Annotated in this window: 25 protein-coding genes; 15 read left to right on the plus strand and 10 right to left on the minus strand. The window is 70.5% G+C overall.

Features of this window, described 5'->3' with window-relative positions:
• Positions 1-4 precede the first annotated feature (4 nt).
• The 12 genes from fliG (at position 5) to fliR (ending at position 9,013) form a co-directional block, all read left to right on the plus strand.
• Positions 5-1,027, plus strand: a complete 1,023-nt coding sequence (gene fliG, locus JI746_RS07170) for a flagellar motor switch protein FliG (RefSeq protein ID WP_201688111.1) — start codon at positions 5-7, stop codon at positions 1,025-1,027.
• Positions 1,008-1,712: a FliH/SctL family protein gene (locus JI746_RS07175; RefSeq protein WP_201688112.1), complete on the plus strand. Its 705-nt coding sequence runs from the start codon at positions 1,008-1,010 to the stop codon at positions 1,710-1,712. The genes fliG and JI746_RS07175 overlap by 20 nt, the downstream gene beginning before the upstream one ends.
• The gene (fliI, locus tag JI746_RS07180; protein WP_408004081.1) at positions 1,709-3,121 is read left to right on the plus strand and encodes a flagellar protein export ATPase FliI; all 1,413 of its coding nucleotides are present in this window, start codon (positions 1,709-1,711) and stop codon (positions 3,119-3,121) included. The genes JI746_RS07175 and fliI overlap by 4 nt, the downstream gene beginning before the upstream one ends.
• Entirely contained in the window at positions 3,118-3,567 is a 450-nt protein-coding gene (locus JI746_RS07185) for a flagellar export protein FliJ (RefSeq protein ID WP_201688113.1), read from the plus strand. Before fliI ends, JI746_RS07185 begins: the two co-directional genes overlap by 4 nt.
• A gap of 650 nt (positions 3,568-4,217) precedes the next feature.
• Positions 4,218-4,688 (plus strand): flagellar hook-length control protein FliK, encoded by a 471-nt coding sequence (locus tag JI746_RS07190; protein ID WP_236599625.1) that lies wholly within the window; start codon positions 4,218-4,220, stop codon positions 4,686-4,688.
• Positions 4,689-4,778: 90 nt separating this feature from the next.
• Entirely contained in the window at positions 4,779-5,306 is a 528-nt protein-coding gene (locus JI746_RS07195) for a flagellar basal body-associated FliL family protein (RefSeq protein ID WP_201688115.1), read from the plus strand.
• Between the two features lie 7 nt (positions 5,307-5,313).
• Positions 5,314-6,354, plus strand: a complete 1,041-nt coding sequence (gene fliM, locus JI746_RS07200; protein WP_201688116.1) for a flagellar motor switch protein FliM — start codon at positions 5,314-5,316, stop codon at positions 6,352-6,354.
• 22 nt (positions 6,355-6,376) lie between these two features.
• Positions 6,377-6,787 (plus strand): flagellar motor switch protein FliN, encoded by a 411-nt coding sequence (gene fliN, locus JI746_RS07205; RefSeq protein ID WP_201688117.1) that lies wholly within the window; start codon positions 6,377-6,379, stop codon positions 6,785-6,787.
• 11 nt (positions 6,788-6,798) lie between these two features.
• On the plus strand, positions 6,799-7,137 hold the full coding sequence (gene fliO / locus JI746_RS07210; protein WP_201688118.1) for a flagellar biosynthetic protein FliO: 339 nt from the start codon (positions 6,799-6,801) through the stop codon (positions 7,135-7,137).
• The gene (fliP, locus tag JI746_RS07215) at positions 7,134-7,922 is read left to right on the plus strand and encodes a flagellar type III secretion system pore protein FliP (protein ID WP_201688119.1); all 789 of its coding nucleotides are present in this window, start codon (positions 7,134-7,136) and stop codon (positions 7,920-7,922) included. The genes fliO and fliP overlap by 4 nt, the downstream gene beginning before the upstream one ends.
• Positions 7,923-7,980: 58 nt before the next feature.
• On the plus strand, positions 7,981-8,250 hold the full coding sequence (fliQ, locus tag JI746_RS07220) for a flagellar biosynthesis protein FliQ (RefSeq protein ID WP_201688120.1): 270 nt from the start codon (positions 7,981-7,983) through the stop codon (positions 8,248-8,250).
• 4 nt (positions 8,251-8,254) lie between these two features.
• Positions 8,255-9,013: a flagellar biosynthetic protein FliR gene (gene fliR, locus JI746_RS07225; protein ID WP_201688121.1), complete on the plus strand. Its 759-nt coding sequence runs from the start codon at positions 8,255-8,257 to the stop codon at positions 9,011-9,013.
• A 26-nt stretch (positions 9,014-9,039) separates the two neighbouring features.
• On the opposite strand, the gene cheD is transcribed toward fliR, so the two are convergent.
• The 10 genes from cheD to JI746_RS07275 form a co-directional block, all read right to left on the minus strand.
• On the minus strand, positions 9,040-9,690 hold the full coding sequence (gene cheD, locus JI746_RS07230) for a chemoreceptor glutamine deamidase CheD (RefSeq protein WP_201688122.1): 651 nt from the start codon (positions 9,688-9,690) through the stop codon (positions 9,040-9,042).
• Entirely contained in the window at positions 9,677-10,183 is a 507-nt protein-coding gene (locus JI746_RS07235) for a chemotaxis protein CheW (RefSeq protein WP_201688123.1), read from the minus strand. Before JI746_RS07235 ends, cheD begins: the two co-directional genes overlap by 14 nt.
• A 4-nt stretch (positions 10,184-10,187) precedes the next feature.
• Positions 10,188-12,233, minus strand: a complete 2,046-nt coding sequence (locus tag JI746_RS07240; RefSeq protein ID WP_236599626.1) for a chemotaxis protein CheA — start codon at positions 12,231-12,233, stop codon at positions 10,188-10,190.
• A 108-nt stretch (positions 12,234-12,341) separates the two neighbouring features.
• The gene (locus JI746_RS07245; RefSeq protein ID WP_201688124.1) at positions 12,342-13,004 is read right to left on the minus strand and encodes a response regulator transcription factor; all 663 of its coding nucleotides are present in this window, start codon (positions 13,002-13,004) and stop codon (positions 12,342-12,344) included.
• 646 nt (positions 13,005-13,650) lie between these two features.
• Positions 13,651-14,154 carry an SOS response-associated peptidase family protein gene (locus tag JI746_RS07250; RefSeq protein WP_201688125.1) on the minus strand — a complete coding sequence of 168 codons (504 nt, stop codon included), beginning with the start codon at positions 14,152-14,154 and terminating at the stop codon, positions 13,651-13,653.
• Between the two features lie 226 nt (positions 14,155-14,380).
• Complete coding sequence (locus tag JI746_RS07255) at positions 14,381-14,953, minus strand: RES family NAD+ phosphorylase (RefSeq protein ID WP_201688126.1); 573 nt, start codon at positions 14,951-14,953, stop codon at positions 14,381-14,383.
• A 9-nt stretch (positions 14,954-14,962) separates the two neighbouring features.
• Positions 14,963-15,433 (minus strand): MerR family transcriptional regulator, encoded by a 471-nt coding sequence (locus tag JI746_RS07260; protein WP_201688127.1) that lies wholly within the window; start codon positions 15,431-15,433, stop codon positions 14,963-14,965.
• A gap of 9 nt (positions 15,434-15,442) precedes the next feature.
• Positions 15,443-16,042 carry a translation initiation factor IF-2 N-terminal domain-containing protein gene (locus JI746_RS07265; RefSeq protein WP_201688128.1) on the minus strand — a complete coding sequence of 200 codons (600 nt, stop codon included), beginning with the start codon at positions 16,040-16,042 and terminating at the stop codon, positions 15,443-15,445.
• 19 nt (positions 16,043-16,061) lie between these two features.
• Positions 16,062-16,835, minus strand: a complete 774-nt coding sequence (locus JI746_RS07270) for a site-specific integrase (protein WP_201688129.1) — start codon at positions 16,833-16,835, stop codon at positions 16,062-16,064.
• A gap of 30 nt (positions 16,836-16,865) precedes the next feature.
• On the minus strand, positions 16,866-17,792 hold the full coding sequence (locus JI746_RS07275; RefSeq protein WP_201688130.1) for a LysR family transcriptional regulator: 927 nt from the start codon (positions 17,790-17,792) through the stop codon (positions 16,866-16,868).
• Positions 17,793-17,884: 92 nt separating this feature from the next.
• On the opposite strand from JI746_RS07275, the gene JI746_RS28175 reads away from it, so the two are divergent.
• The 3 genes from JI746_RS28175 to JI746_RS07290 are packed head-to-tail and all read left to right on the plus strand — an operon-like array spanning position 17,885 to position 22,042.
• A complete protein-coding gene (locus tag JI746_RS28175; RefSeq protein ID WP_201688131.1) occupies positions 17,885-19,942 on the plus strand; it encodes a 4-oxalomesaconate tautomerase in 2,058 nt (685 codons plus the stop codon).
• A gap of 17 nt (positions 19,943-19,959) precedes the next feature.
• Positions 19,960-20,817 carry an FAS1-like dehydratase domain-containing protein gene (locus JI746_RS07285; protein WP_201688132.1) on the plus strand — a complete coding sequence of 286 codons (858 nt, stop codon included), beginning with the start codon at positions 19,960-19,962 and terminating at the stop codon, positions 20,815-20,817.
• 34 nt (positions 20,818-20,851) lie between these two features.
• Positions 20,852-22,042, plus strand: coding sequence for a CaiB/BaiF CoA transferase family protein (locus JI746_RS07290; RefSeq protein ID WP_201688133.1), 1,191 nt, complete (start codon positions 20,852-20,854; stop codon positions 22,040-22,042).
• The last annotated feature ends 52 nt before the right edge of the window (positions 22,043-22,094 follow it).

The raw sequence follows: 22,094 nt of genomic DNA on the forward strand, positions 1-22,094 counted from the left end.
GACGATGGCTGCCACCCCTTCCGCTGCCGCCACCGAAGAGGACGGCCTGCACGCCGGCGCGATCCTGCTGCTGGCCCTGGGCGAGGACTGCGCCGCCGACGTGTTCCGGCACCTCACGCCCAAGGAGGTGCAGCGCCTGGGCGAGCGCATGGCGCGCCTGACCACCGTCGCCGACGCGCAGTTCGACGAGGTGCTGGCGCGCTTCCACGGCAGCGTGGATTCGCAGCGCTCGCTGGTCAGCGACACCGGGGCCTACGTGAGCAACGTGCTAAAGCTGGCGCTGGGCGAGGACAAGGCCGGGCTGCTGATCGACCGCATCGTGCAGGGCCGCGACGTGAGCGGCATCGAGAGCCTCAAGTGGATGGACGCCAGCGCGATCGCGGAGCTGATCCGCAACGAGCACCCGCAGATCGTCGCCTCCATCCTGGTGCACCTGGACCGCGACCACGCCTCGGGCGTGCTGTCGGCCTTCGACGAGCGCCTGCGCAACGACGTGCTGCTGCGCATCGCCACCCTGGACGGCATCCAGCCGAATGCGCTCAAGGAGCTGAACGACGTGCTGTCCAAGGTGCTGGCCGGCGGCGACCGCGTGCGCAAGGCGCCGCTGGGAGGCACCAAGACCGCAGCTGAAATCCTCAACTTCCTCGGCGCCGGCGTGGAGGCCGCGGCTCTGGCCGCGATCCGCGCCGGCGACCCGGATCTCGCGCAGAAGATCGAGGAGCAGATGTTCACCTTCGCGGACCTGCTCAAGCTGGACAACAAGAGCATGCAGCGACTGTTGCGCGAGGTCGGTGGCGATACGCTGGTCGTGGCGCTCAAGGGCGCCGAGCCGGAGATGCGCGAGAAGGTGTTCGCCAACATGAGCACCCGCGCGGCCGAGACGCTGCGGGAGGACCTGGAGTCGAAGGGGCCGGTGCGGCTGTCGGACGTCGAGGCGCAGCAGAAGGAGATCCTGAAGCTCGCGCGGCGGCTGGCCGACGAGCGCGAGATCATGATCGGAGGCGGCGGTGACGAGAGCTTCGTCTGAGGCGCAGGCTGCGCCGCAGCAGTCCAGCCGCATCATCGCGGCCGAGGCGATGGCGCAGGTGATGCAATTCGACTTGGAGGAACTGCCGGGTGCCGGCAACCTGCCGGCGCGGCCGCTCAGCTCGCGCGACCTGTCGAACGAAACGGCGCGCGCCGCCTTCGCGCTGGGGCGCCGGCGCGGCTACGAGCAGGGCCTGCGCGAAGGGGTGGAGCAGGGCATCGCGCAGGGTTCCAACGAGCTGGCGCGCTTCCAGGCGCAACGCGCCACCGAGGCCGTGCGCCGCATCCAGCCGCTGGTCGATGGCTTTCGCGACGGGCTGGCCCGGCTGGAGGCCGACGTAGCGGCGGACCTGGTCACCCTGGCGATCGACATCGCGCGCCAGGTGCTGCGGCGCGAGCCCGCCACCGACGCCCAGGCGCTGCTGCCGGCCGCGCGCGAGGCGCTGCGCGGCGTCGCCGAGGGCGCATCGCAGCTGCAACTGCACGTGCACCCGGCCGATGCGGCGATCCTGTCCGAACACCTCGAAGCGGTGCGCTCCGGCAACTGCCAGCTGCGGCCCGATCCGGCGCTGCCGGCGGGCAGCTGCCGCGTCGACGCCGACACCGGCATCGCGGAGGCGGGCTTCGCGCAGCGCTGGCAGGCCGTGATGGAGACGCTGGGGCGCGGCTGGGAGGCGCCGCCGTGAGCGCGCCGGCCCTGAACCTGCAGGAACGCCTCGCGCAACACCTGCGCGCGCACACGCAACTGCTGGTGCCCGATGTCCCGCTGCCGGTGACCGGCCGGCTGGTGCGCGTGTCCGGCCTCGTCATGGAAGCCACCGGCCTGCGGCTGCCCCTGGGCAGCGTGTGCCTGGTGCACGACGGCGCGCACATGACCGAGGCGGAGGTGGTCGGCTTCGCCCGCGGCCGCCTGCACCTGATGCCCACCGGCGACATCCAGGGCCTGGCGCCCGGCGCGCGCGTCGAGCCCCTGGAGTATCCCTTTGACGGCGTGCATTACGGCGCCGCGGTGCCGGCCTCAACGCGGCGCAGCTCGCACCTGCGCCGCTTGCCCATGGGCGATGCCTTGCTCGGACGGGTGGTGGATCCGTCCGGCCAGCCGCTGGACCACGGCGGCCCGCTCGCCGGTGCGCGCGGGGAGCCGCTGGCGCGCGAGCCGATCAACGCGATGGAGCGCGACCCAGTGCGCGCTCCGCTGGACGTCGGCGTGCGCGCGATCAACGCGCTGCTGACCGTCGGCCGCGGCCAGCGCCTGGGCCTGTTCGCCGGCTCCGGCGTCGGCAAGAGCGTGCTGATGGGGATGATGGCCCGCTACACGCAGGCCGACGTGACGGTGGTGGGCCTGATCGGCGAGCGCGGGCGCGAGGTCAAGGAGCTCGTGGAGGACATCCTCGGCCCCGAAGGGCTGCGGCGGGCCGTGGTGGTCGCGGCGCCGGCCGACCTGCCGCCGCTGATGCGCATGCAGGGCGCGAGCTATGCCACCGCGCTGGCGGAACACTTCCGCGACCGCGGCCAGCACGTACTGCTGCTGATGGACTCGCTCACGCGCTACGCGATGGCGCACCGCGAGATGGCGCTCGCGCTCGGCGAGCCGCCGGCCACCAAGGGCTATCCGCCATCCGTGTTCGCGCGCCTGCCGCAACTGGTGGAGCGCACGGGGAACGGCCTGAAGGGCTGCGGCTCGATCACCGCCTTCTACACCGTGCTGGCGGAGGGCGATGACCAGCAGGACCCGGTGGCCGACAACGCCCGCGCGATCCTGGACGGGCACATCGTGCTGTCGCGCGCGATCGCGGAGCAGGGCCACTATCCCGCGATCGACATCGAGCAGTCGATCTCGCGGGTGATGCACAACGTGGCGGACGCGGCGCACCTGCGCGAGGCGCGCGCGCTGAAGGCGCTGTACGCGCGCTGGCAGCGCAATCGCGACCTGGTGGCCGTCGGTGCCTACGTGCCCGGCGCCGATCCCGAAACCGACCTGGCCCTGCGGCTGCAGCCGCAGATGGCCGCCTTCCTGCAGCAGGACTTGCGCGAATGCGCGCCGCTGGCGGCCAGCCGCGCCGCGCTGCAGGCCCTGATGGCGCAAGCCCGATGATCCAAGCTCTACCCCTCCTGATCGAAACCGCCGAAGGCGAGCGCGACCACCGGGCCGCCGTGCTCGGGCGCGCGCGGGAGGCGCACGCCCAGGCGCAGGCCACGCTGCAGCGCCTGCTGGAATTCCGGGCCGACTGCCTGGCGCGCTCGGCGACCGGGCGGCTCGGCCGCGGCGACGGCGGCACGCTGGAGACGTACCAGGTGTTCGTCGGCCGGCTCGACGAGGCGATCCGGCTTCAGGAAGGCCAGGCCGCGCAGCGCCTGCGCGAGGCCGAGGCCCAGTTGCGGCTGCTGCAGGCGGCGCAGCAGCGGCTGGCGGCCTTGCAGACCCTGCTGGCGCGCGATGCGCACGCACGGCTGGCGCGCGAGCAGCGGCGCGAGCAGCATGCGGCCGACGAATTCGCGGCCCGCGCCTTCCTGCGCGCGGCGCAGGAGAACCCGGTGTGAGCGGCGCCGTGCAGCCCGCGGCGGCCCCGGGGCCGGCCGCGCAGGGCAGCAGGCCGGCGCACGATGCGGGCACGCAAGGCGCTGGCGCGGCCGACGCCTTCGCGGCACTCCTGGAAGACTTGTTCGCGCCGGTGGCGGCCAGCAGTGAGGCAACGGCGGCGCCTCTGACGGGCGCTGCTGCGACCGGCCCGGAAGGCGATGTGGAGAAGCGGGGCGGGCCGCACGAAGCCGGCACCGTGCCGGCTGCGCTGCCGGCCTGGAGCGTGCCCTTGGCGCTGATGGCGCAGCGCGCCGACGGCCCCGGTGCGCGGCCGCCCGCACTGGATCCCCGCCTGCGCGGGAATGACGGTGGGGCAGCTTCTTCGCCTCCGGTCCTGCATCCGCGCCTGCGCGGGGATGACAGCGGGGCCGCTTCGTCGTTGGAGGTCCTGGATCCGCGCCTGGGCGGGGATGACGATGCGCGAGCTTCCTCGCTTGCGGTCCTGGATGCCCGCCTGCGCGGGGATGACGGTGTGGGAGCTTCCTCGCCTGCGCTCCTGGATCCACGCCTGCGCGGGGACGACGGTAGGGCCGCTTCTTCGCCGATGGAGGCAACGGCTGCCGCAGCTGCGCCGCCTGGTGCCCTGGTGCAGGCGGGCGCCGCGCCCGCAATGCATTCCGCCGCACCCGCGCCCGCAATGCACCACGCGGCCCTGTCTTCGCGGCCGAGCGAGCCGCAGTTCGCCACGGACCTGGGTGCGCAAGTGCGCTGGATGGTGAGCGCGGGTGTCCAGGAGGCGCGGCTGGAGCTGAACCCCGCGGACCTCGGCCCGATCCGCGTGCAGCTCACCCTGACGGCGCAGACCGCCGACATCAGCTTCGCTGCGGTCCACCACGCCACCCGCGAGGGCATCGCGCAGGCCCTGCCGGTGCTGCGCGACATGCTGGCCGCGCAGGGGCTGCAGCTCGGGCAATCGGCGGTGGGGGGAGGCCAGTCCGGCGGCTCCTTCGGGGCGCCGCCGCAGCAGGGCGCCCGTCCCTCATCGGCACCGCGCCCCGGCCCGGCGGGCGGGGCCGGCGTTGCGGCGACAGGCTCCGCGCGGCTGGCCGCCGGGCGCGGCATGCTCGATCTCTACGCCTGAAGCGGCGCCGAAAACCGGGCCCTTTGCACCCCTTATCCGGCCTTCGCCGCGGGGCACGCTGCGGACAATGGCTTCGTGACTGGAGAAACGATGTCCGAAGCCGCCCCCGCCGCACCTGCCCCCACGCGCAAGGCCCGCGCCCCCCGCGTGCTGGCGCTGGCGCTGGCCGGCGCGCTGCTGTGCGGGGGCAGCGCCGCGGCCGCCTGGTTCTACCTGGGGCGCGACCCGGCCGGCGAGGCGAAGTCCGCCAAGGCGCCGAAGAAGGCGAAGAAGCCGCTCTTCACCACCCTGGAGCCCTTCACCGCCAACCTGCAGGATCCGCGCGGCGAACGCTTCGCGCAGATCGGCGTCACGCTGCAGTTCGACGACCCGGAGGTGGAGGTGACGATCAAGGACCGCCTGCCGGCCGTGCGCAACGACATCCTGATGCTGATCTCCTCCAAGCAGGTGGAGGACCTTCTCAGCATGGACGGCAAGCAGGCGCTGGCGCAGGAGATCCGCTGGCGCGCCGGCCGCGCGCTGGGCCTCGCACTTCCCGCACCGGGCCAGCCCGCCCCCGCCAACGCACCGGAGAACCCCATCCACGAGGTGCTGTTCTCCCAGTTCATCGTGCAGTAGGACGGCCATGGCGCAGCATTCCCTGTCGCAGGAAGAAGTCGACGCCCTGCTGGCCGGCGTGACGGGCGAGGCCGCCGACAGCGGGGACCTGCCGGAGGACGACGGCTCGGGCGTGCGGCCCTACGACCTCTCCAGCCAGGAGCGCATCGTACGCGGGCGCATGCCCACGCTGGAGATCGTCAACGAGCGCTTCGCCCGCAACCTGCGCGTCGGCCTGTTCAACTTCATGCGCCGCAACCCGGACGTCTCCATCGGCCCGGTGAAGGTGCAGAAGTTCAGCGCCTTCGTGCGCAACGTGGTGGTGCCGGCCAACATCAACATCATGCACGTGCGGCCGCTGCGCGGCTCAGGCCTGCTGGTGTGCGACCCCACGCTGGTGTTCACCGTGATCGACAACCTGTTCGGCGGCGCCGGGCAGACGCCGGTGCGCATCGAGGGCCGCGAGTTCTCGGCGACCGAGCAGCGCATCATCCTGCGGCTGGTGGAAGTGATCTCCGCCGAGTACGCCAAGGCCTGGTCCACCATCTACCCCATCGAGCTGGAGTACGCGCGCTCGGAACTGCACATGCAGTTCGCCAACATCGCCACGCCCTCGGAGATCGTCGTCACCACCACCTTCCAGGTGGAGTTCGGCGAGACCGGCGGGGCCATGCACATGTGCATCCCATATTCCACCTTCGAGCCGATCCGCGAGATCCTCTATTCGCCGCTGCAGGGCGACCAGGGCGGCCCCGACCGCCGCTGGGTCGCGCTGCTCACGCAGCAGATCCAGGCCGCCACCGTGGAACTGGCGGCGGAGTTCGCGCACAGCCAGGCCACCGTGGGCGAGCTGATGGCGCTGAAGGTGGGCGACTTCATCGAACTGGACCGCCAGCCCACCGTCACCGCCAAGGTCGACGGCGTGCCGGTGTTCGAGTGCGACTACGGCGCGCTGGGCGCGCACTACGGGCTGCGCATCCGCGAGTTCCTCACCCAGGCCGCAGCCCCTGCGCCGCAGCCGGCAGCGCCCGCGCCGGCCCCCGCACAGCCCGCGCTGCCGCGGCCCTGAAGCCGCCACTGACGGAGTTTCCATGAGCACCGAATTCACCCCCGCCGCGGCCGACCAGGCGCATGCCGACGACTGGGCCGCCGCGCTCGCCGAGGCGGAACGCGCCGCGCCGCCGCCGCAGAACGCGGCCCTGTTCGCGCAGCTGGGCGCGGGCGCGCCCGGCACCCCGCGCGAGGACATCGACCTGGTCCTCGACATCCCCGTGCAGCTCACGGTGGAACTGGGCCGCACCCGCATCCCGATCAAGCACATCCTGCAGCTCGCGCAAGGCTCCGTGATCGAGCTCGACGCGCTGGCCGGCGAGCCGATGGACGTGCTGGTCAACGGCTTCCTGATCGCGCAGGGCGAGGTGGTGGTGGTCAACGACCGTTTCGGCATCCGGCTCACCGACATCGTGACGCCCTCCGAGCGCATGCGGCGCCTGAGCCGCTGAGGGGCATGCGCATGGCTTCTCCCGCCTGGTCGCTGCTGATGCTGCTCGTGGTGATGGCGCTGATCCCGCTGGTGCTGTGGGCGCTCAAGCGGCTGCAGAACCTTCGCCCCGCCGGCGCGCCGCGGCCGCTGGAGCTTGCCGGCCAGCTGGCGCTGGGCCCGCGCGAGCGCGTGGTGCTGGTGCGCCTGAACCAGCGCATGCTGGTGCTGGGCGTGACGCCTCAGCAGGTCACGCTGCTGGCCGAGGACGCCGCCGCGGGCTTCCCGGCGTCGGCGTCGGCTGCGGCGGGCCACGCCTTCGCCGGCGTGCTGGGTGCCCTCACGGCGGCCCGGCCGGGAGCGCCGCGATGAGCACCGGTCCCGTCATTCCCGCGCAGGCGGGAATCCAGGTGGGCGCCGCGCGCGCGCTTGTCGCCGCGGGACTTGCGTTTGCCGCCTGCGCCGCCTGCGCGCAGGGCAGCCCCCTCGGCCTGGTCGCGCAGACCAGCGGCAACACCACCACGTATTCGGTCCCGGTGCAGACGCTGCTGGTCTTCGGGGCGCTGTCCTTCCTGCCCGCGGTGCTGCTGCTCATGACCAGCTTCACGCGGCTGATCATCGTGCTGAGCCTGCTGCGCCAGGCGCTCGGCCTGCAGTCCACGCCGCCCAACCAGGTGCTGGTGGGGCTGTCGCTGTTCCTCACCTTCTTCATCATGGCGCCCACGCTGGAGAAGATTCAGACCGACGCCTACACGCCGTTCAACGAGCAGAAGATCGGCTTCGAGGAGGCGGTCGCCCGCGGCAGCGCGCCGCTGCGCGAGTTCATGCTGCGGCAGACGCGCGAACCCGACCTGGCCCTGTTCCAGCGCATCGCCGGCCAGCCGGGCGCCGGCAAGGCCGCCGACACGCCGCTGCGCATCCTGGTGCCGGCCTTCGTCACCAGCGAGCTGAAGACCGCGTTCCAGATCGGCTTCATGGTGTTCATCCCCTTCATCGTGATCGACCTGATCGTCGCCAGCGTGCTGATGTCGATGGGGATGATGATGCTGTCGCCCGTGCTGATCGCGCTGCCCTTCAAGCTGATGCTGTTCGTGCTGGCCGATGGCTGGAACCTGCTGCTCGGATCGCTGGTCGCGAGTTTCGGGGGAGCGGGATGAGCGCCGCCCGGCCGCCCGAAGGCGCTCGCACCGCGGCGCGCAGCGCGGAGGTGCTCCCGTGACCCCCGAAACGGTGCTCGCCTTCGGCCGCACGGCCATGGAGATGCTCGTGACCGTCTGCGCGCCGGTGCTGCTGGTTGCGCTGGTGGTCGGCTTGGCCGTGAGCCTGTTCCAGGCCGTCACGCAGATCAACGAGGCCACGCTGTCCTTCCTGCCCAAGCTGCTGGCCGTGCTGACGGCGCTGGCCATCGCCGGGCCGTGGATGGTGGCGCAGCTGACCGACTGGATCCGGCAGGTGCTGCTGTCGATTCCCGCCGCCATCGGCTGACGCCATGGTCAGCTTCAGCCAGCTGCAGCTGGACGCCTGGCTGGCGGGACTGCTGCTGCCCTTCGTGCGCATCCTCGCGCTCTTCACGGCCGCGCCGCTGCTGTCGCACCGCAGCGTGCCGCGGCGCGTGCGCGTGGCCGCCGCGGCGGCGATCGCGTTCGTCGTCGCGCCCTTCGCCAGCGTGCCGGCGGGCCTGTCGCTGGCGTCGGCGTCGGGCCTGGGCCTCATCGTGCAGCAGGTGCTGATCGGACTGGTGCTGGGATTTGCCGCGCGCCTGCTGTTCGCGGTGTTCGAGGTCGCGGGCGAGTTCATCGGCCTGCAGATGGGGTTCTCGTTCGCCGGCTTCTTCGATCCGCACGGCGGCACCGAGTCCGCGGTGGGCAGCTGGCTGCATACTCTCGCGCTCGCGCTGTTCCTGGCCATGAACGGGCACCTGCTGCTGGTCGATGCGTTGGTGGGCACCTTCCGCACGCTGCCAGTCGCCGGAGATCCCTTCGCCGTGCTCGCGCTGGTGCGGCTGGACCGGCTCGGAGGCGAAGTCTTCCGGCTGGCGCTGGCGCTCGCGCTGCCGGCGGCCATCCTGCTGCTGTTCGTCAACCTGGTGCTGGGCTTCGTCTCGCGCATCGCGCCGCAGCTCAATATCTTCGCCGTGGGCTTTCCCGTGACGCTGCTGGCGGGACTGGCGGCACTGGCGCTGGGCGTGCAGTCACTGCAGCAGCCGCTGCTGGCTGCGCTGGAAGTGTTCCTCGCCCCGCTGCGCTGACCGTCGGTGCGGCAGGCGCCGCGTCCTCAGAACAGCTCGATCTCGCCGCCGCGGTGCCGCCCCAGTTCGGCCCGGTAGCGGTCCTCCTGCGCCACAAGGGCGCGTCTGCCATCCAGCGGCAGCCGGCGGCACAGCACGGTGCCCAGGCGCGGCAGCATGCAGACGCGGCGCGGATGCACGTCCAGCACGTCGCCGCCGCGCAGCGGAATGCCTTCCTGCGCGAGGAAGTTGCGGGCGAAGGCCACGTTCTTCTCGCCGATCTGCGTGGCTGCCAGGCCCTGCACCACCTGGCCGCCGCCGAACAGCCGGGCCTGCAGTCCGGTGCGGCGCGCGCCGCGCCGCAGCAGTTCGTTGACCAGCAGCTCCATCGCATACAAGCCGAAGCGCGCGCCGCCCGTGGCATCGCTGCCCTCGGGAAGCATGAAGTGGTTCATGCCGGCCAGGCCCGTTGCCGGGTCGTGCAGGCAGGCCGCGACGCAGGAGCCCAGCGTGGTGGTGATGACGAGGTCCTTGTCGTGCACGAAGAACTCGCCGGGCAGCACCTTGACCGCCGCACGGCCGAAGGCCGGCTCATGGAAGCACACCGAGGCTTCGTGCGGACGGCGAACGCGCGTCTTCAGGCCGGCCAGCAGCACGCCGGGGCTGGCCGCGGGCGGGGGCAGCTCAGGGTGCCGCATCGCCGAGGCTGGCGCCCAGCAGGCGGCCCATGTCCACCAGCATCAGCATGCGCTGGTCGATGGTGGCGAGGCCGGTGACGAAATCGGGGCCCTGCTCGCCGGCCAGCCCGGGCGGCGGGCGGATCGCATCGGTCGGCAGGTCGATCACCTCGGAGACCGCATCGACCACCACGCCGGCCAGCCGGCCGCGCGCCGAAAGCACGATCACAACCGTCAGCGGCGTGTACTCGGCCCGCTGCGCGCCCAGCTTCAGGCGCAGGTCGGCGATCGGCACGATCGCGCCGCGCAGGTTGACCACGCCCTTGATCCAGGGCGGGGCGGCCGGCACGCGCGTGGGCGGCTCGTAGCAGCGGATCTCCTGCACGGTGTGGATGTCCACGCCGTACTCCTCGTCGCCCAAGCGCCAGGTCAGGTACTCGCCGGCTAGGGGCGATGCGGCCTCGCGGACCGCCTCGTGGCGCGCGATGTGCGCGCCTTCACTCGTCATCTCCATGGCATCAGCCTGCGAAGGCGGCTCGGGTCGCGCCCGTTGCGCTCCCCTGTCCGTCTTGTCGGCGCGTCACGGCGGAACTTGAGGCGGCCTGGTGGGCCCCGCGCACCAGCGCGGCGGCGTCCAGGATCAGCGCCACGCGGCCGTCCCCCATGATGGTGGCGCCTGAGATGCCCGCGATGCGGCGGTAGTGCGTCTCCAGGTTCTTCACCACCACCTGCTGCTGGCCGACCAAGGCGCCCACCTCCAGCGCGATGCGGCGTTCGTCGGCCTGCACCAGTACCAGCATCGGCGTGGCCGCCGGCGCGCACTCCAGCCCCACCACGTCGGCGAGCGGGACCACCGGCAGGTATTCGTTGCGGACCTGCACGACACGCAGGCTCTCGGCCACGGACTTGACCGCGCCGGGGCGGGCCTGGAACGACTCGACCACGCTGGCCAGCGGCAGCACGTACAGCTCCTCGCCGAGGCTGACGGTGATGCCGTCCATGATCGCCAGCGTGAGCGGCAGCCGCACGCGCACGCAGGTGCCGCGTCCGGCTTCCGAGTGCAGCTCCACGGATCCACCGAGGGCCTCGATGTTGCGCCGGACCACGTCCATGCCGACGCCGCGGCCCGAGACGTCGCTCACGGTTTCGGCGGTGGACAGCCCGGGGGCGAAGATCAGTTGCCAGACCTGGTCGTCGCTCGCCGCCTCCGGCAGCGGCAGGCCCGCGGCCCGCCCCTTCTCCAGGATGCGGGAGCGGTCGAGGCCGCGCCCGTCATCGCGCACCTCGATCACGACGCAGCCGCCCTCGTGGCGCGCCGCCAGCGTGAGCGTGCCGTGGGCCGGCTTGCCCGCCGCCACGCGCTGCTGCGGCGGCTCGATGCCGTGGTCCACGGCGTTGCGCACCAGGTGGGTGAGCGGATCGGTGATCTTCTCGATCATGCCCTTGTCCAGCTCGGTGGCCTCGCCGGCGGTGTGCAGTTCCACCTGCTTGCCCAGGCGCGCACCCAGGTCGCGCAGCATGCGCGGGAAGCGCTGGAACACCTCGCCCATGGGTACCATGCGGATGGCCATCACGGAATCCTGCAGCTGCCGCGTGGTGCGTTCCAGGTCCCCAAGCCCGCCTTCGAGGTGCTGCCGCTCGCCGGCGTCGATGCGCGCCGCGCGCTCGGCCAGCATCGCCTGGTTGATCACGAGTTCGCCGACCAGGTTGATCAGCTGGTCGATCTTGGCGACGGCGACGCGCAAGGTCTCGCCGGCTGCGGATGCCCGGTGGGGCACCGGATGCGTCGGCGGTGCAGGGGGCGCCGCGGCTGCTTCGCTCGTCGCCTGCGCAGGGGCGGGCCCGGCTTCGGGCCAGGGCGCCAGCCGCAGGCATTCACGCGGGACGTGGAAGCTGCACAGGTCCAGGACTTCGTCGTCCGTGGCGCCCGTGCGCAGGCGAAAGCGCGCCGTCGTGGCCGGCTGCCCCGGCAGGGCGTCGGCCGGCTGCAGCTCACCGGCGCCGCTGACTTCGCGGAACAGCTCCAGCAGGTCCTGCGCCATGGCGGCATCCGGCAGCGGGCCGGCCAGCACCTCAAGCTCGCGCGCTTCACCCCGGCCCGGCGAGCCGGCCCCCGGCTGCAGCCCTGCCGGATGCGCCCCCTGGCTCGCCAGCGCCGCCAGCCGTGCCAGCAGCGGCGCCGCGTCGGGCGGCGCGTCGGCCGCATCGCGTCGGTGGGCGAGCATGGCGCGCAGCAGGTCGCCGGCCTCCAGCAGCGTGTCGACCATCGCGGCGCTGACGCGCTGCTCGTGCCGGCGCAGCTGGTCCAGCAGCGTTTCCATCGCGTGCGTGAGGCTCGCCACCTCGCCGAAGCCGAAAGCCGCGGCGCCGCCCTTGACCGAGTGGGCGCAGCGGAAGATGGCATGCAGCGTCTCGTCCTGCGGCGCCGCCGGATCGAGGGCCAGCAGCAGCTGCTCGAGGCGGCGCAGGTTGTCCTCGGCCTCGTCGTGGAAGGCCTGGTGCAGGTCGCCCGGACCCATTCCCGTGGCGGGGCCGGCGGAAGAGGGTGCGAAGGGTAATGTCATGGGTCCTCCTGCGCCAGCCGGCGAGGCTGCCGCGATGGACGATTCTGGACCGGCGGCACCCTGCGCGTGGCCGCCGAAAGAGGCACGAGGAGCCCTCTTTTCGCGCGATCAGGCCGCCGTCGCGAGCAGCCCCGCGCGCATGGCATAGCGCGTCAGTGCCGCGACGTTGTGGACGCCCAGGCGCTGCATCACGCGCGCGCGATGGACGTTGACCGTGTTGGCGCTCAGGCCCAGGGCATGGCCAATTTCCTTCGAGCTGCGGCCCTTGGCCGTCAGGGTCAGGATCTCGCGCTGCCGCTCGGTGAGCGTCCCTGCGGGCTGCTCTTCGTCGCTTGCCAGCAGCGCCTGCGTCACCGCGCCGGCGAAATAGGAGCCGGTCGTCGCGACCGCGCGCAGCGCGTATTCGAGTTCCACCGGCGCGGCGTCCTTCATCAGGTAGCCGCTGGCGCCGTTCTGCAGTGCCCGCCGGACGTACGCGGCGCCGTCGTGCATCGACAGCATGACGACCCGCACCGAAGGGTGGCGGGCCCGGAGCTGCTGCAGGGACTGCATGCCGTCCATGCGCGGCATGCTGATGTCGCACAGCACGATGTCCGGTGTCCACGATGCGAGCACGCCCAGGAGCTCCTCGCCATCGCGCGCCTGCGCCAGCACGCGCATTCCGGCCATCCGGGAGATCAGGGCCACCAGGCCGGCGCGGACCATGTCATGGTCGTCGGCGACCACGATCGTGATGGCGGTGGAAGAGGGCGGCGGCGGCGGTGTGCTCATGACTTCAGGTTCGCATCTCGTTCGGCTCGAAGGCGATTTCAGCGAACTCGGCGTGGCAGGGGCTTGAGCGGAATCAAACGGATCAAGGGCAGCGCGCCTGCGCGTCAGCGTCGTGTCGGATTTGCCACGATCGTAGCCGGCTGCATGGATGTCGCCGCGGGGGCACGGTTCTGCGATTTGCCGCTTCGCGCATCAGGGGTGTCTCGCGGCCGCCCGCAACGCGTCCTGGCCTTGGGGACGCAAAACTGCTTGAGCCTGCCTCGGCGAGCACTCGCGCGAACTGCGGCCAACGAGGCGTCGGGCACCCGATTGGGCAGGCTGGCTTCCTCCGGGCTGGGGTGAACCTGATGGGCTCCGGCGCCCGGGGGTCAACGCGCGAGCGTCACCATCCGCGCGATCGGTCCTGTCGATCGTGCACCAAGTCATGCTGAGCAGAAGCGGGCTGCCGTGCGTCTGCATACACGCCGTCGCGGCGGTGCTTTCGTCCCACGAGTTCCGCCTCGGCCGATGAGGTACTTTCATCCGCAGCCATACCGTGTCCCCAAAGGTTGACGTCGCTTCCGCCCTGTGCGCGATCTCGCAATCTCAGGTCAAGGCGATGAAGCGCCGGCCGCACGGGTTGGTCGCACAGGCCGCCCCACCGTGATCAGGCTGCTGTCGGCAGCGGCACCTGCTGCGCCGCGTCAGCAGCGCCGTGAGCGTACAGGTCGTGGGCAGGAAGCCGGATCAGCGCCGCCGCTTCCTCGCGTGTACCTTCCAGCCATTGCTCCAAGTCGTTGCGCTCCAGAGCGACGATCGTGCGCTTGTCCTGCTGCTCCGCCGGCAAAGACTGCTTGTCCGGCCCCACGTCCGGCCGGTGCATCAGGGACAAGACCGGATGCGCATTGCAGTTGATCGTGAGCATGGCGTAACTCGGGATCACTTCTCCGGTCGCTGGGTCGGTCCACTCGTTCCACAGCCCGGCGATCGCGAGTGGAGCGCCGTCTGCCCTCCGGAAGCGCCACCAGATGTTCTTGCCCGTCCCCCAGTACGGCTCGTCGAAGTCCTCCAGCGGAACGATGCAGCGCTGGCCGCGATCCCACGGCCCCCAGAAGCTGCGAGCCTCTGGCTCTCGTCTCTCCGGGTCCCAACGGGCGTTGTTCGTGCTCATTGGTGCCGCAGGCGGTGGAGGTCCACCTCGTGCCGCGTCCAGGCGAACCCTCCCTCGCGTCGGGCGAGGCCGCCCAGGGCCCATGGCCGCAGCTGTGGCCAACCCCGTGGCGGACGCGACCGGTGCGCGCATCCGGCAACTGCCGCTGTCGCGCGAACGCCTGGGCGCGACGCTGGCGTTTAACGGGGCAGGCTGGCGGCGCACCAGGCGTCGCATCCACCAGCTGCTACGGCACCTGAGGCACCTTAGATCGTTGTGCGGCGAGCATGACCCAGCGGTTCAGGGTGTCTCCGGCACCTACAAGCGCCGTTCTCGTGTGCGCTGCAACGACCTTGTCACCCGGGTCGAAGAGGACCACGCAGTCCTGTCCATGCTGCTGTGCGGAGCGATAGATGAGGCCTTCCAGGCCGGCGGCATGCGCATCGCTGGCAAGCTCCTGCGTCTCCCCAAAGCGCAGTGACTGCAGCACTGGCCAGTTCGCCGCGTGCGGACGCAGGTCCCCCAGCTCCAGGTTGCGCCGGACTTGAACCGTCAGCAGTTCTCGCCTGCGCAGCTCGTGGAGCGAGAGCAGCGGAGCCTCGCGGCGGAACAGCGCTTCGTACAACGCGGTGTCCGGCGCCTCTCCGAAATAGGCGCATGGCACGCTGGGCAGATCGAAGCGTCCGGAGAGCAGTCCGACTGGCGCGAGTTTCAGCGGGCCGCGGCGGACGGCGCTGCCGCGGGCGCGCTGCACCCGAAAGAGTGACTGTCCCGACGCCAGGGAGTAGGTGGTGATGACTTCGAGATCGGAAAGCTTCATGGGCGGGGCTTAACTGCCCCGCGCTGCCAGTTCGACGACCCGGGCTCCAGCTCCTCGCTCGATCGCCTCTCTCGGCGTGGTGCCATCGAGGCCACCCAAGGGCGTTTCGAGGAAAGCCAGGAGAGCCCAACCTTCTTCCGTTCCAAGGGCATTCGACAGCTTCGGCAGCACGTCCCACATGGGGCTGTCGAACTGCCACCGGGGCATCCGGTAGCCGCGCTTGGCCTGCGTGAGGCCGATGGCGCGTCCCTTGGCGATCCAGGAGTTCACGGTGACCCGTGTCGTTCCGGTCATTTCGGCGGCTTCATCGGTTGAGATCATGTCGCCCGCCTCCAGGCGCTTCTGGCGCGCCAGCAGACTGCCGGCCAGAAGAGCACGTGATTCGGAAGGCGACGTGAAATCATCGGACGAAAGGGCTTTGGATCGACTCCTGGCATTCGCGCGGGAGTTCGTTGCAATGGAGGGTGAAGGTGACTTCATGGCAACGATTCAGGGCAGGTTGCGCCCATCCACCTTGAGCGCGTGGAAGAAGGCCCCTCCATGACGTTCGACACGCCCCGCCTTGCGCACAGCGCCGTCGACGGCCCGCTGGACACGGTTAACGAACTTGCGCAGCTGCTTCAAGGTCTCAGCCATGCGCCGGCAAGCTTCACGATAGCGGCAGTCGAACCCGTCGTCGTCGTCGAAGGCCAGCAGACCCCTCGCATAGATCTCGTCGACGAGTTCAAGATACCTGTCGAGAAGCCTCTTGCCGGCTGCATCCACCTGCTCATAGGCAAACTGGCCAAGGCCGCCGACCACGACCAGAGCTTTGGCCTTCGATCGCTCCGCCCGCTTCGCGGTGTCCGCCTTCACGAGAGTAATGCGCTTCCGTTCGGCGGTGCTCGTTCCGTGTGCGGCTTGCAGGAAACCCAGCAACTGGCACTTGTCGGCATCAGAGAGGCGGTCGGATGCGGCAGCCTTCTCGACGCCAGCTTGTCGCAATTGCTCCAGCAGGGCGTCCGGTGACTTCCGGAGTTCAGCAGCGAAGGCGCCGACTGTGCCAGGTGCGTACTGGTCTGAAGCGGCATCGACGGCAAGCGATGGCATGTTAATTCGGGTTAGTTCGTTAAGTTGGTAATGTAGAGGGCAAGCATCCGACTGTCAAGGTGCCCCTCCGCAGCAGCAGGTCGAGCGCCTTCCGCTTTTCGGGCAGGTACTCGTGCGCGTCGTAGTGCTGGTCTTGGACGCCCCCGATGCCGTGCGACTGCAGCTGCCCGCGAACGTGCTTGGTGACGCCAGCCGCGGCAAGCATCGTCTCGATGCCGCTGCGGACCCGCTTCAACTGGAAGTCTTCTATGCCCGCGTGCTCAGCGACGTCGCTGGCCCATTTCGAAATGCTGGTGGGGTGCATGGGAGTCTTGCCACCGTCGGTAGAGAACAGGTACCCACCCGCCGGGAGAGCGGCAAGTTCAACGCGCATGCGCTTCGTGACCGGCAGCAGGTGTTCCCGGGCTTCGGTGCGCTTGCCCTTCGGGTCCATCAAGGGCAGGGTGCCTCCGGCCAGCGCAGAGCGCTGTACTCGCACGAGTTGCGCCGCCCGCTGGCCGCCGGTCAATACATGCAGGCGCAAAGCTGCACCGATCACTCCCGGCTCGTCTTGCAGCGCGCCCCAGTACTTCCGCAGCTCCGCAGCCGCCAGCGGGTTCTTGTCGGCTTGCACCTTGCCGGCCGCGATGCTTTCCACAGGGTTTGTGTTGACCTGGAAATCCGCGAACGCCTTGGGCAGGTTCGGATCCGAATCCGCCCTGATGGCGCATGCGTACGCCGCGCGCAAGTACGCCCGCAAGTTGCGCGCTGTGGTCTTCTTGCCAGCCTCGTGCGGCCGCCGCAATGCGGCCACGATGCACGTCCTACCACCAGCCTGCTACCCCTATGAAGAAGCGCATCGGCCCTGGCGTTGCCGTGTCCCCTTCAAGTCTCCGAACAGGTCGTACAGCTGTTGCGCCGCGGGCGAGAGCGTGCGGCCCCTGCGCCGGATCAAGCCCACCTTGCGGTGCACGATGGGATCCACCAACGGCACGCTGACCAGGATCGGGTGGTCCTTGGCGGGCATGGCCATCGAGGGCACCGCTGCCACGCCGAGGCCCGCTTCGACGAGGCCCAGGGCCGTGGTGACGTGCTCCGCCTCGTAGATCGCCTGCGGACGCCTCGCCACCCCGGCGAGCGCCTGGTCCAGCACGACCCGGTTGCCTGAAGACCGGCCGACAGACACGTAGTCGTACTCGCTCAGCTGCGCCCAGCTCACGCGGCGTTGCTTCGCCAGCGGGTGATCACGGCGGCACGCGGCCACGAAGCGTTCCTCCACCAGCGGCTTGAATTCGAGCTCGCCTTCCTGTGCGCCGATGAAGTTCAGGCCGAAGTCCGCCTCGCTGCGGGCGACCGCCGCCAGCACCTCGTTGGCGCTCGCGTCGAGCACCTTCACGCGCACGCGCGGCGACTGCTGGTGGTAGAGGCGGATCACGTGCGAGAGGTAGTAGTACACGGTGGAGGGCACGCACGCCACGGTGACCTCTCCCATCCGCGTCGCCGTGCCGCCGCGGATGCCGACCAGCGTGGCATCGAGCTCGTCCAGCAGTTCACGCACCTTGCGCTCGAAATCCCGACCCACTGCAGTGAGCGTGACGCGTCGCGTGTTGCGTTCCAGCAGCCGCACGCCGAGCGCCTGCTCCAGCTTCTCGATGCGGCGGCTGAAGGCCGGCTGCGACAGGTGCACGGCCTCGGCCGCCTTGCGGAAATTGCTGAGCTCGGCAACGGTGCGGAAGGCCACGAGGTCGTTCAGGTCGAAGTTCATCGCCACGGTGCACCCGCCTTTCAGTGATGTGCGTGGAACATCAGTTGATCTTAAAGATGCAATTCACTTTGGCAATGCCGGAATGGATCATCCGCTCCATGCAACGAGTCATCCCCTGCGTCCTGATGCGTGCCGGCACGTCGAGAGGGCCCTTCTTCCTGCGCGAGTGGCTGCCGGCCGACGAGACCGCCCGCGACGAAGCGCTGATCGGCGCGATCGGCGCGTCGGACCTGCTGCAGGTCGACGGCGTGGGCGGCGGCAGCACGCTCACCAGCAAGGTGGCCATCGTCTCGCGGTCCTCGCAGGCCGGGTGCGACGTCGACTACCTCTTCGCCCAGGTGGGCGTGGGCCAGAAGTCGGTCGACACGCGGCCGAACTGCGGCAACATGCTGTCGGGCGTGGCCCCCTTCGCGATCGAGCAGGGGCTCGTCCAGGCGCGGGAGGGAGAGACGACCGTCCGCGTGTTCAACGTGAACACACGCTCGCGCATCGACGTCACCGTCCAGACGCCCGGCCGGCGCGTGCGCTACGACGGCCAGACCGGCATCGACGGGGTGGCCGGCACGGCAGCGCCCATCCGGCTGGACTTTCTGGACGCCTGGGGTGCGGTGACGGGCTCGCTGTTCCCCACGGGCAACCGCATCGACACCATCGATGGGATCGAGGTGAGCTGCATCGACGCCGCGATGCCGCTGGTGATCCTGCGCGCCCGCGACCTGGGGCTGGGCGGCCGCGAGCAGCCCGCCGAACTTGACGCCGACACCGCGCTGCTGGCCCGCATCGAGGCGATCCGCCGCGCCGCCGGCGAGGCCATGGGCCTCGGCGACGTCTCGGGCAGCGTCATCCCGAAGCTGGTGATCGCCAGCGACGGCGACGACGCCGACAGCGTCACCTCCCGCTATTTCACGCCCCGCCGCTGCCACGCATCCCATGCGGTCACGGGGGCGATCGGCGTTGCTACGGCCTTCGCGCTGCCCGGCACCGTCATCAGCGGTGCCGCGCGACGCGGTGGCGTCCGCTCCATCGCCGTCCTGCATCCGCAGGGACGGATCGAAATCGAAGTGGCCGTCGAAGGCGACCGCGACCACGCCCGCGTGCAGCGCGCCGCCCTCGTGCGCACCGCGCGAAAGATCCTGCAGGGCGACCTGCACCTCCCACCCCATGTGTTCTCGAGAATTCCCGAAGGAGACAAGCCCATGAACCGCCTGATCGCTCCCGCCGTCGCCGCCGTCCTGGCCACGGCAGCTCCGCTCGCCCTGGCTTACCCGGACAAGCCGATCACGATCGTGGTCCCCACTGCGCCGGGAGGCGGCAACGACGCCATGGCGCGGGTGATCGGCCAGAAGCTCGGCCCGCTGCTCGGCCAGACCGTGATCGTGGACAACCGCGCCGGAGCGAACGGCGCGATCGCGAGCGAGTTCGCCGCGCGGGCGCCCGCCGACGGCCACACGCTCATGTTCGGCTACGTGGCGACCCACGCGATGAACCCGGCGCTGCAGAAGCTTCGCTATGACCCGGTGGCGGATTTCGCCCCCGTGGGACTGGTGGGCTACTCCCCCACGCTCATGGTCGCGAACACCAGTGTGCAGGTGAAGGACGTCAAGGACCTGGTCGCCCAGCTCAAGGCCAAGCCTGACAAGTTCACGTACGCGTCGGCGGGCAACGGCACGGCACCGCACTTCGCGGCGGAACTGTTCAAGCTGAATGCCGGCGTCGTCATGCTGGGCGCCCCGTACAAGGGTTCCGCGCCGGCGATCACGGACACCATCGGCGGGCAGACGCAGTTCATGTTCCCGAGCCTGTACACGGCGCTGCTGCACGTGAAGGCCGGCAAGCTGCGTGCACTGGCCGTGGCTGGGCCCCAGCGTTCGCCCCTGCTGCCCGACGTTCCGACGCTGAAGGAGGCCGGGGTGGACGGCGTCGATGTCCGCCAGTGGTATGGGTTCTTCGTGCCCGCCAAGACACCCAGGCCCATCGTGGATCAGATCAACAAGGCCTTGAACCAGGTCCTTTCCGACAAGGAGGTGGTGAAGCGCCTGGCCGAACACGGGGCAGACGTCGAAACGAGCACGCCGGAGCAGTTCGGCGCCCTGGTGAAGAGCGAGCTCGTGAAGTGGAAGAGCGTGGTGCAGCGCGGGAAGCTGACCGCCGACTGATGGACAGGAGCGCGAACATGGAAACGTCCCTGGACGAACTGCAGGCCTGGATCAGCCGGACCGAAACCGTCCGCGACACCATCGGTGCGACGCCCGTCAGGGCACTCGATGCGACCCTGGACCATCCGGCGCGGCCGGTGGAGCAGGGAACGGCGCTTCCTCCCTTGTGGCACTGGCTGTACTTCCTGCCCCTGCACCGGCAAAGCGAGATCGGCCCCGATGGGCACGCCAGGCGCGGCGGTTTCCTGCCGCCGGTGCCGCTGCCCCGGCGCATGTGGGCCGGCAGCCAGTTCGAGTTCCGCTCCCCGGTCCGGGTGGGCGACGCGGTGGAGCGGACGTCGACCATAGCCGACGTGACGCTGAAGGAAGGCCGCACCGGCAAGCTGGTGTTCGTCAAGGTGCGGCACGAGCTGCGCTGCAACGGGGCCGCCGATCCGGCCATCGTGGAGTTCCACGACATCGTCTACCGCGAGGCGAAGCGGCCCGGCGACGTCGAGCCGCCGCCGCAGCGCGCCGAGACCGGCAGCTGGCGTCGCGAGATCGTGCCCGACGACGTGCTGCTCTTCCGCTACTCGGCGCTCACCTTCAACGGCCACCGCATCCACTACGACCGCAAGTACGTGACCGAGGTCGAAGGCTACCCCGGGCTGGTCGTGCATGGGCCCCTGATCGCCACGCTGCTGATGGATCTGCTGCGCCGGCAGGCACCCGGGGCCGAGGTCGCCCGCTTCGTCTTCAAGGCGGTGCGTCCGACCTTCGACCTGCACCCGTTCCACGTGAATGGCGAGCCTGCGGCGGACGGCAAGTCCGTTCGCCTGTGGGCCTCCGACCACGCGGGCTGGCTCACGATGGACGCGAGCGCCGTCCTGCGCTGAAGCGCTGCCACCACTTCCTGAAAGGCAATCCACCATGCAGCCGCTGAAGGGCCTGACCGTCGTCACCCTGGAACACGCCATCGCCGCGCCCTTCGCCACCCGCCAGCTGGCCGACCTCGGCGCCCGCGTCATCAAGATCGAGCGCCCCGGCTCGGGTGACTTCGCGCGCGGCTACGACCAGCGGGTGCGAGGCCTGGCTTCGCACTTCGTCTGGACCAACCGCTCCAAGGAAAGCCTGACGCTCGACGTCAAGAACCCCGAGGCCGCCAAGGTGCTCCAGCGGCTCGTGATCGAGAAGGCCGATGTCGTGGTGCAGAACCTGGCCCCCGGGGCCGCTGCGCGCCTGGGCCTGGGCTACGAGCAGCTCGCGCCGCGCAAGCCGGGACTGATCGTGTGCGACATCTCGGGCTATGGCGACGACCCGCGGAACCCGGGCCCGTACCGCGACAGGAAGGCGTATGACCTGCTGATCCAGAGCGAGGCCGGCTTCGTGTCGGTCACGGGCACGGCCGAAGAGCCGTGCAAGGCGGGCCCGTCGATCGCGGACATCGCTGCGGGCATGTACGCCTACACCAACATCCTGGCGGCCCTGTTGCAGCGCGCACAGACCGGCAAGGGCCAGCGGATCGACATCTCGATGCTGGAATCGCTCGCCGAGTGGACCAGCTACCCGCTCTACTACGCCTTCGACGGTGCCGAGCCGCCGCCGCGCACCGGCGCCAGCCACGCCACGATCTACCCCTATGGCCCGTTTCCCGCCGGAGACGGCGGTGTGGTGATGCTGGGGCTGCAGAACGAGCGGGAGTGGGGCGCGTTCTGCGAGAAGGTCCTGCTGCAACCCGGGCTGGCCACGGACCCGCGCTTCACCGCCAACTACAAGCGGGTGGCGGAGCGCGAGGCGCTGCGCGCGATCATCGTCGAGGCGTTTGCATCGCTGTCGCTTGCGCAGGTGCTCGAACGGCTGGAAGCGGCACAGATCGCGAACGCGCAGGTCAACACGATGCGCGACGTGTGGGCGCATCCGCAGATGAAGGCGCGCGGCCGCTGGACGGAGGTCGGGTCGCCGCAGGGCCCCTTGCCCGCCATGCTGCCGCCCGGGAGCTGGGACGTGGGGCCCCGCATGGATCCGGTTCCCGCGCTCGGCGAACACACCGAGGCGATCCTCGCGGAGCTGGGCTACAACGCCACCCAGATCGCGGCGCTGCGCGCAGTGCAGGCGGTCTGAAGCGAAGGCACCCTGGCGCGACCGATTTTCCTTCTTCGACGACTTCACCGAG

Source organism: Ramlibacter alkalitolerans (assembly GCF_016722765.1).
Lineage (GTDB): Bacteria > Pseudomonadota > Gammaproteobacteria > Burkholderiales > Burkholderiaceae_C > Ramlibacter > Ramlibacter alkalitolerans.

Coding starts and splice junctions, on each gene's coding strand:
- fliG (WP_201688111.1), top strand. CDS start 5: ATGGCTGCCACCCCTTCCGCTGCCGCCACCGAAGAGGACGGCCTGCAC.
- JI746_RS07185 (WP_201688113.1), top strand. CDS start 3,118: ATGATCCAAGCTCTACCCCTCCTGATCGAAACCGCCGAAGGCGAGCGC.
- JI746_RS07190 (WP_236599625.1), top strand. CDS start 4,218: ATGCATTCCGCCGCACCCGCGCCCGCAATGCACCACGCGGCCCTGTCT.
- JI746_RS07195 (WP_201688115.1), top strand. CDS start 4,779: ATGTCCGAAGCCGCCCCCGCCGCACCTGCCCCCACGCGCAAGGCCCGC.
- fliM (WP_201688116.1), top strand. CDS start 5,314: ATGGCGCAGCATTCCCTGTCGCAGGAAGAAGTCGACGCCCTGCTGGCC.
- fliN (WP_201688117.1), top strand. CDS start 6,377: ATGAGCACCGAATTCACCCCCGCCGCGGCCGACCAGGCGCATGCCGAC.
- fliO (WP_201688118.1), top strand. CDS start 6,799: ATGGCTTCTCCCGCCTGGTCGCTGCTGATGCTGCTCGTGGTGATGGCG.
- fliP (WP_201688119.1), top strand. CDS start 7,134: ATGAGCACCGGTCCCGTCATTCCCGCGCAGGCGGGAATCCAGGTGGGC.
- fliR (WP_201688121.1), top strand. CDS start 8,255: ATGGTCAGCTTCAGCCAGCTGCAGCTGGACGCCTGGCTGGCGGGACTG.
- cheD (WP_201688122.1), bottom strand. CDS start 9,690: ATGCGGCACCCTGAGCTGCCCCCGCCCGCGGCCAGCCCCGGCGTGCTG.
- JI746_RS07235 (WP_201688123.1), bottom strand. CDS start 10,183: ATGGAGATGACGAGTGAAGGCGCGCACATCGCGCGCCACGAGGCGGTC.
- JI746_RS07240 (WP_236599626.1), bottom strand. CDS start 12,233: ATGACATTACCCTTCGCACCCTCTTCCGCCGGCCCCGCCACGGGAATG.
- JI746_RS07245 (WP_201688124.1), bottom strand. CDS start 13,004: ATGAGCACACCGCCGCCGCCGCCCTCTTCCACCGCCATCACGATCGTG.
- JI746_RS07250 (WP_201688125.1), bottom strand. CDS start 14,154: ATGAGCACGAACAACGCCCGTTGGGACCCGGAGAGACGAGAGCCAGAG.
- JI746_RS07255 (WP_201688126.1), bottom strand. CDS start 14,953: ATGAAGCTTTCCGATCTCGAAGTCATCACCACCTACTCCCTGGCGTCG.
- JI746_RS07260 (WP_201688127.1), bottom strand. CDS start 15,433: ATGAAGTCACCTTCACCCTCCATTGCAACGAACTCCCGCGCGAATGCC.
- JI746_RS07265 (WP_201688128.1), bottom strand. CDS start 16,042: ATGCCATCGCTTGCCGTCGATGCCGCTTCAGACCAGTACGCACCTGGC.
- JI746_RS28175 (WP_201688131.1), top strand. CDS start 17,885: ATGCAACGAGTCATCCCCTGCGTCCTGATGCGTGCCGGCACGTCGAGA.
- JI746_RS07285 (WP_201688132.1), top strand. CDS start 19,960: ATGGAAACGTCCCTGGACGAACTGCAGGCCTGGATCAGCCGGACCGAA.
- JI746_RS07290 (WP_201688133.1), top strand. CDS start 20,852: ATGCAGCCGCTGAAGGGCCTGACCGTCGTCACCCTGGAACACGCCATC.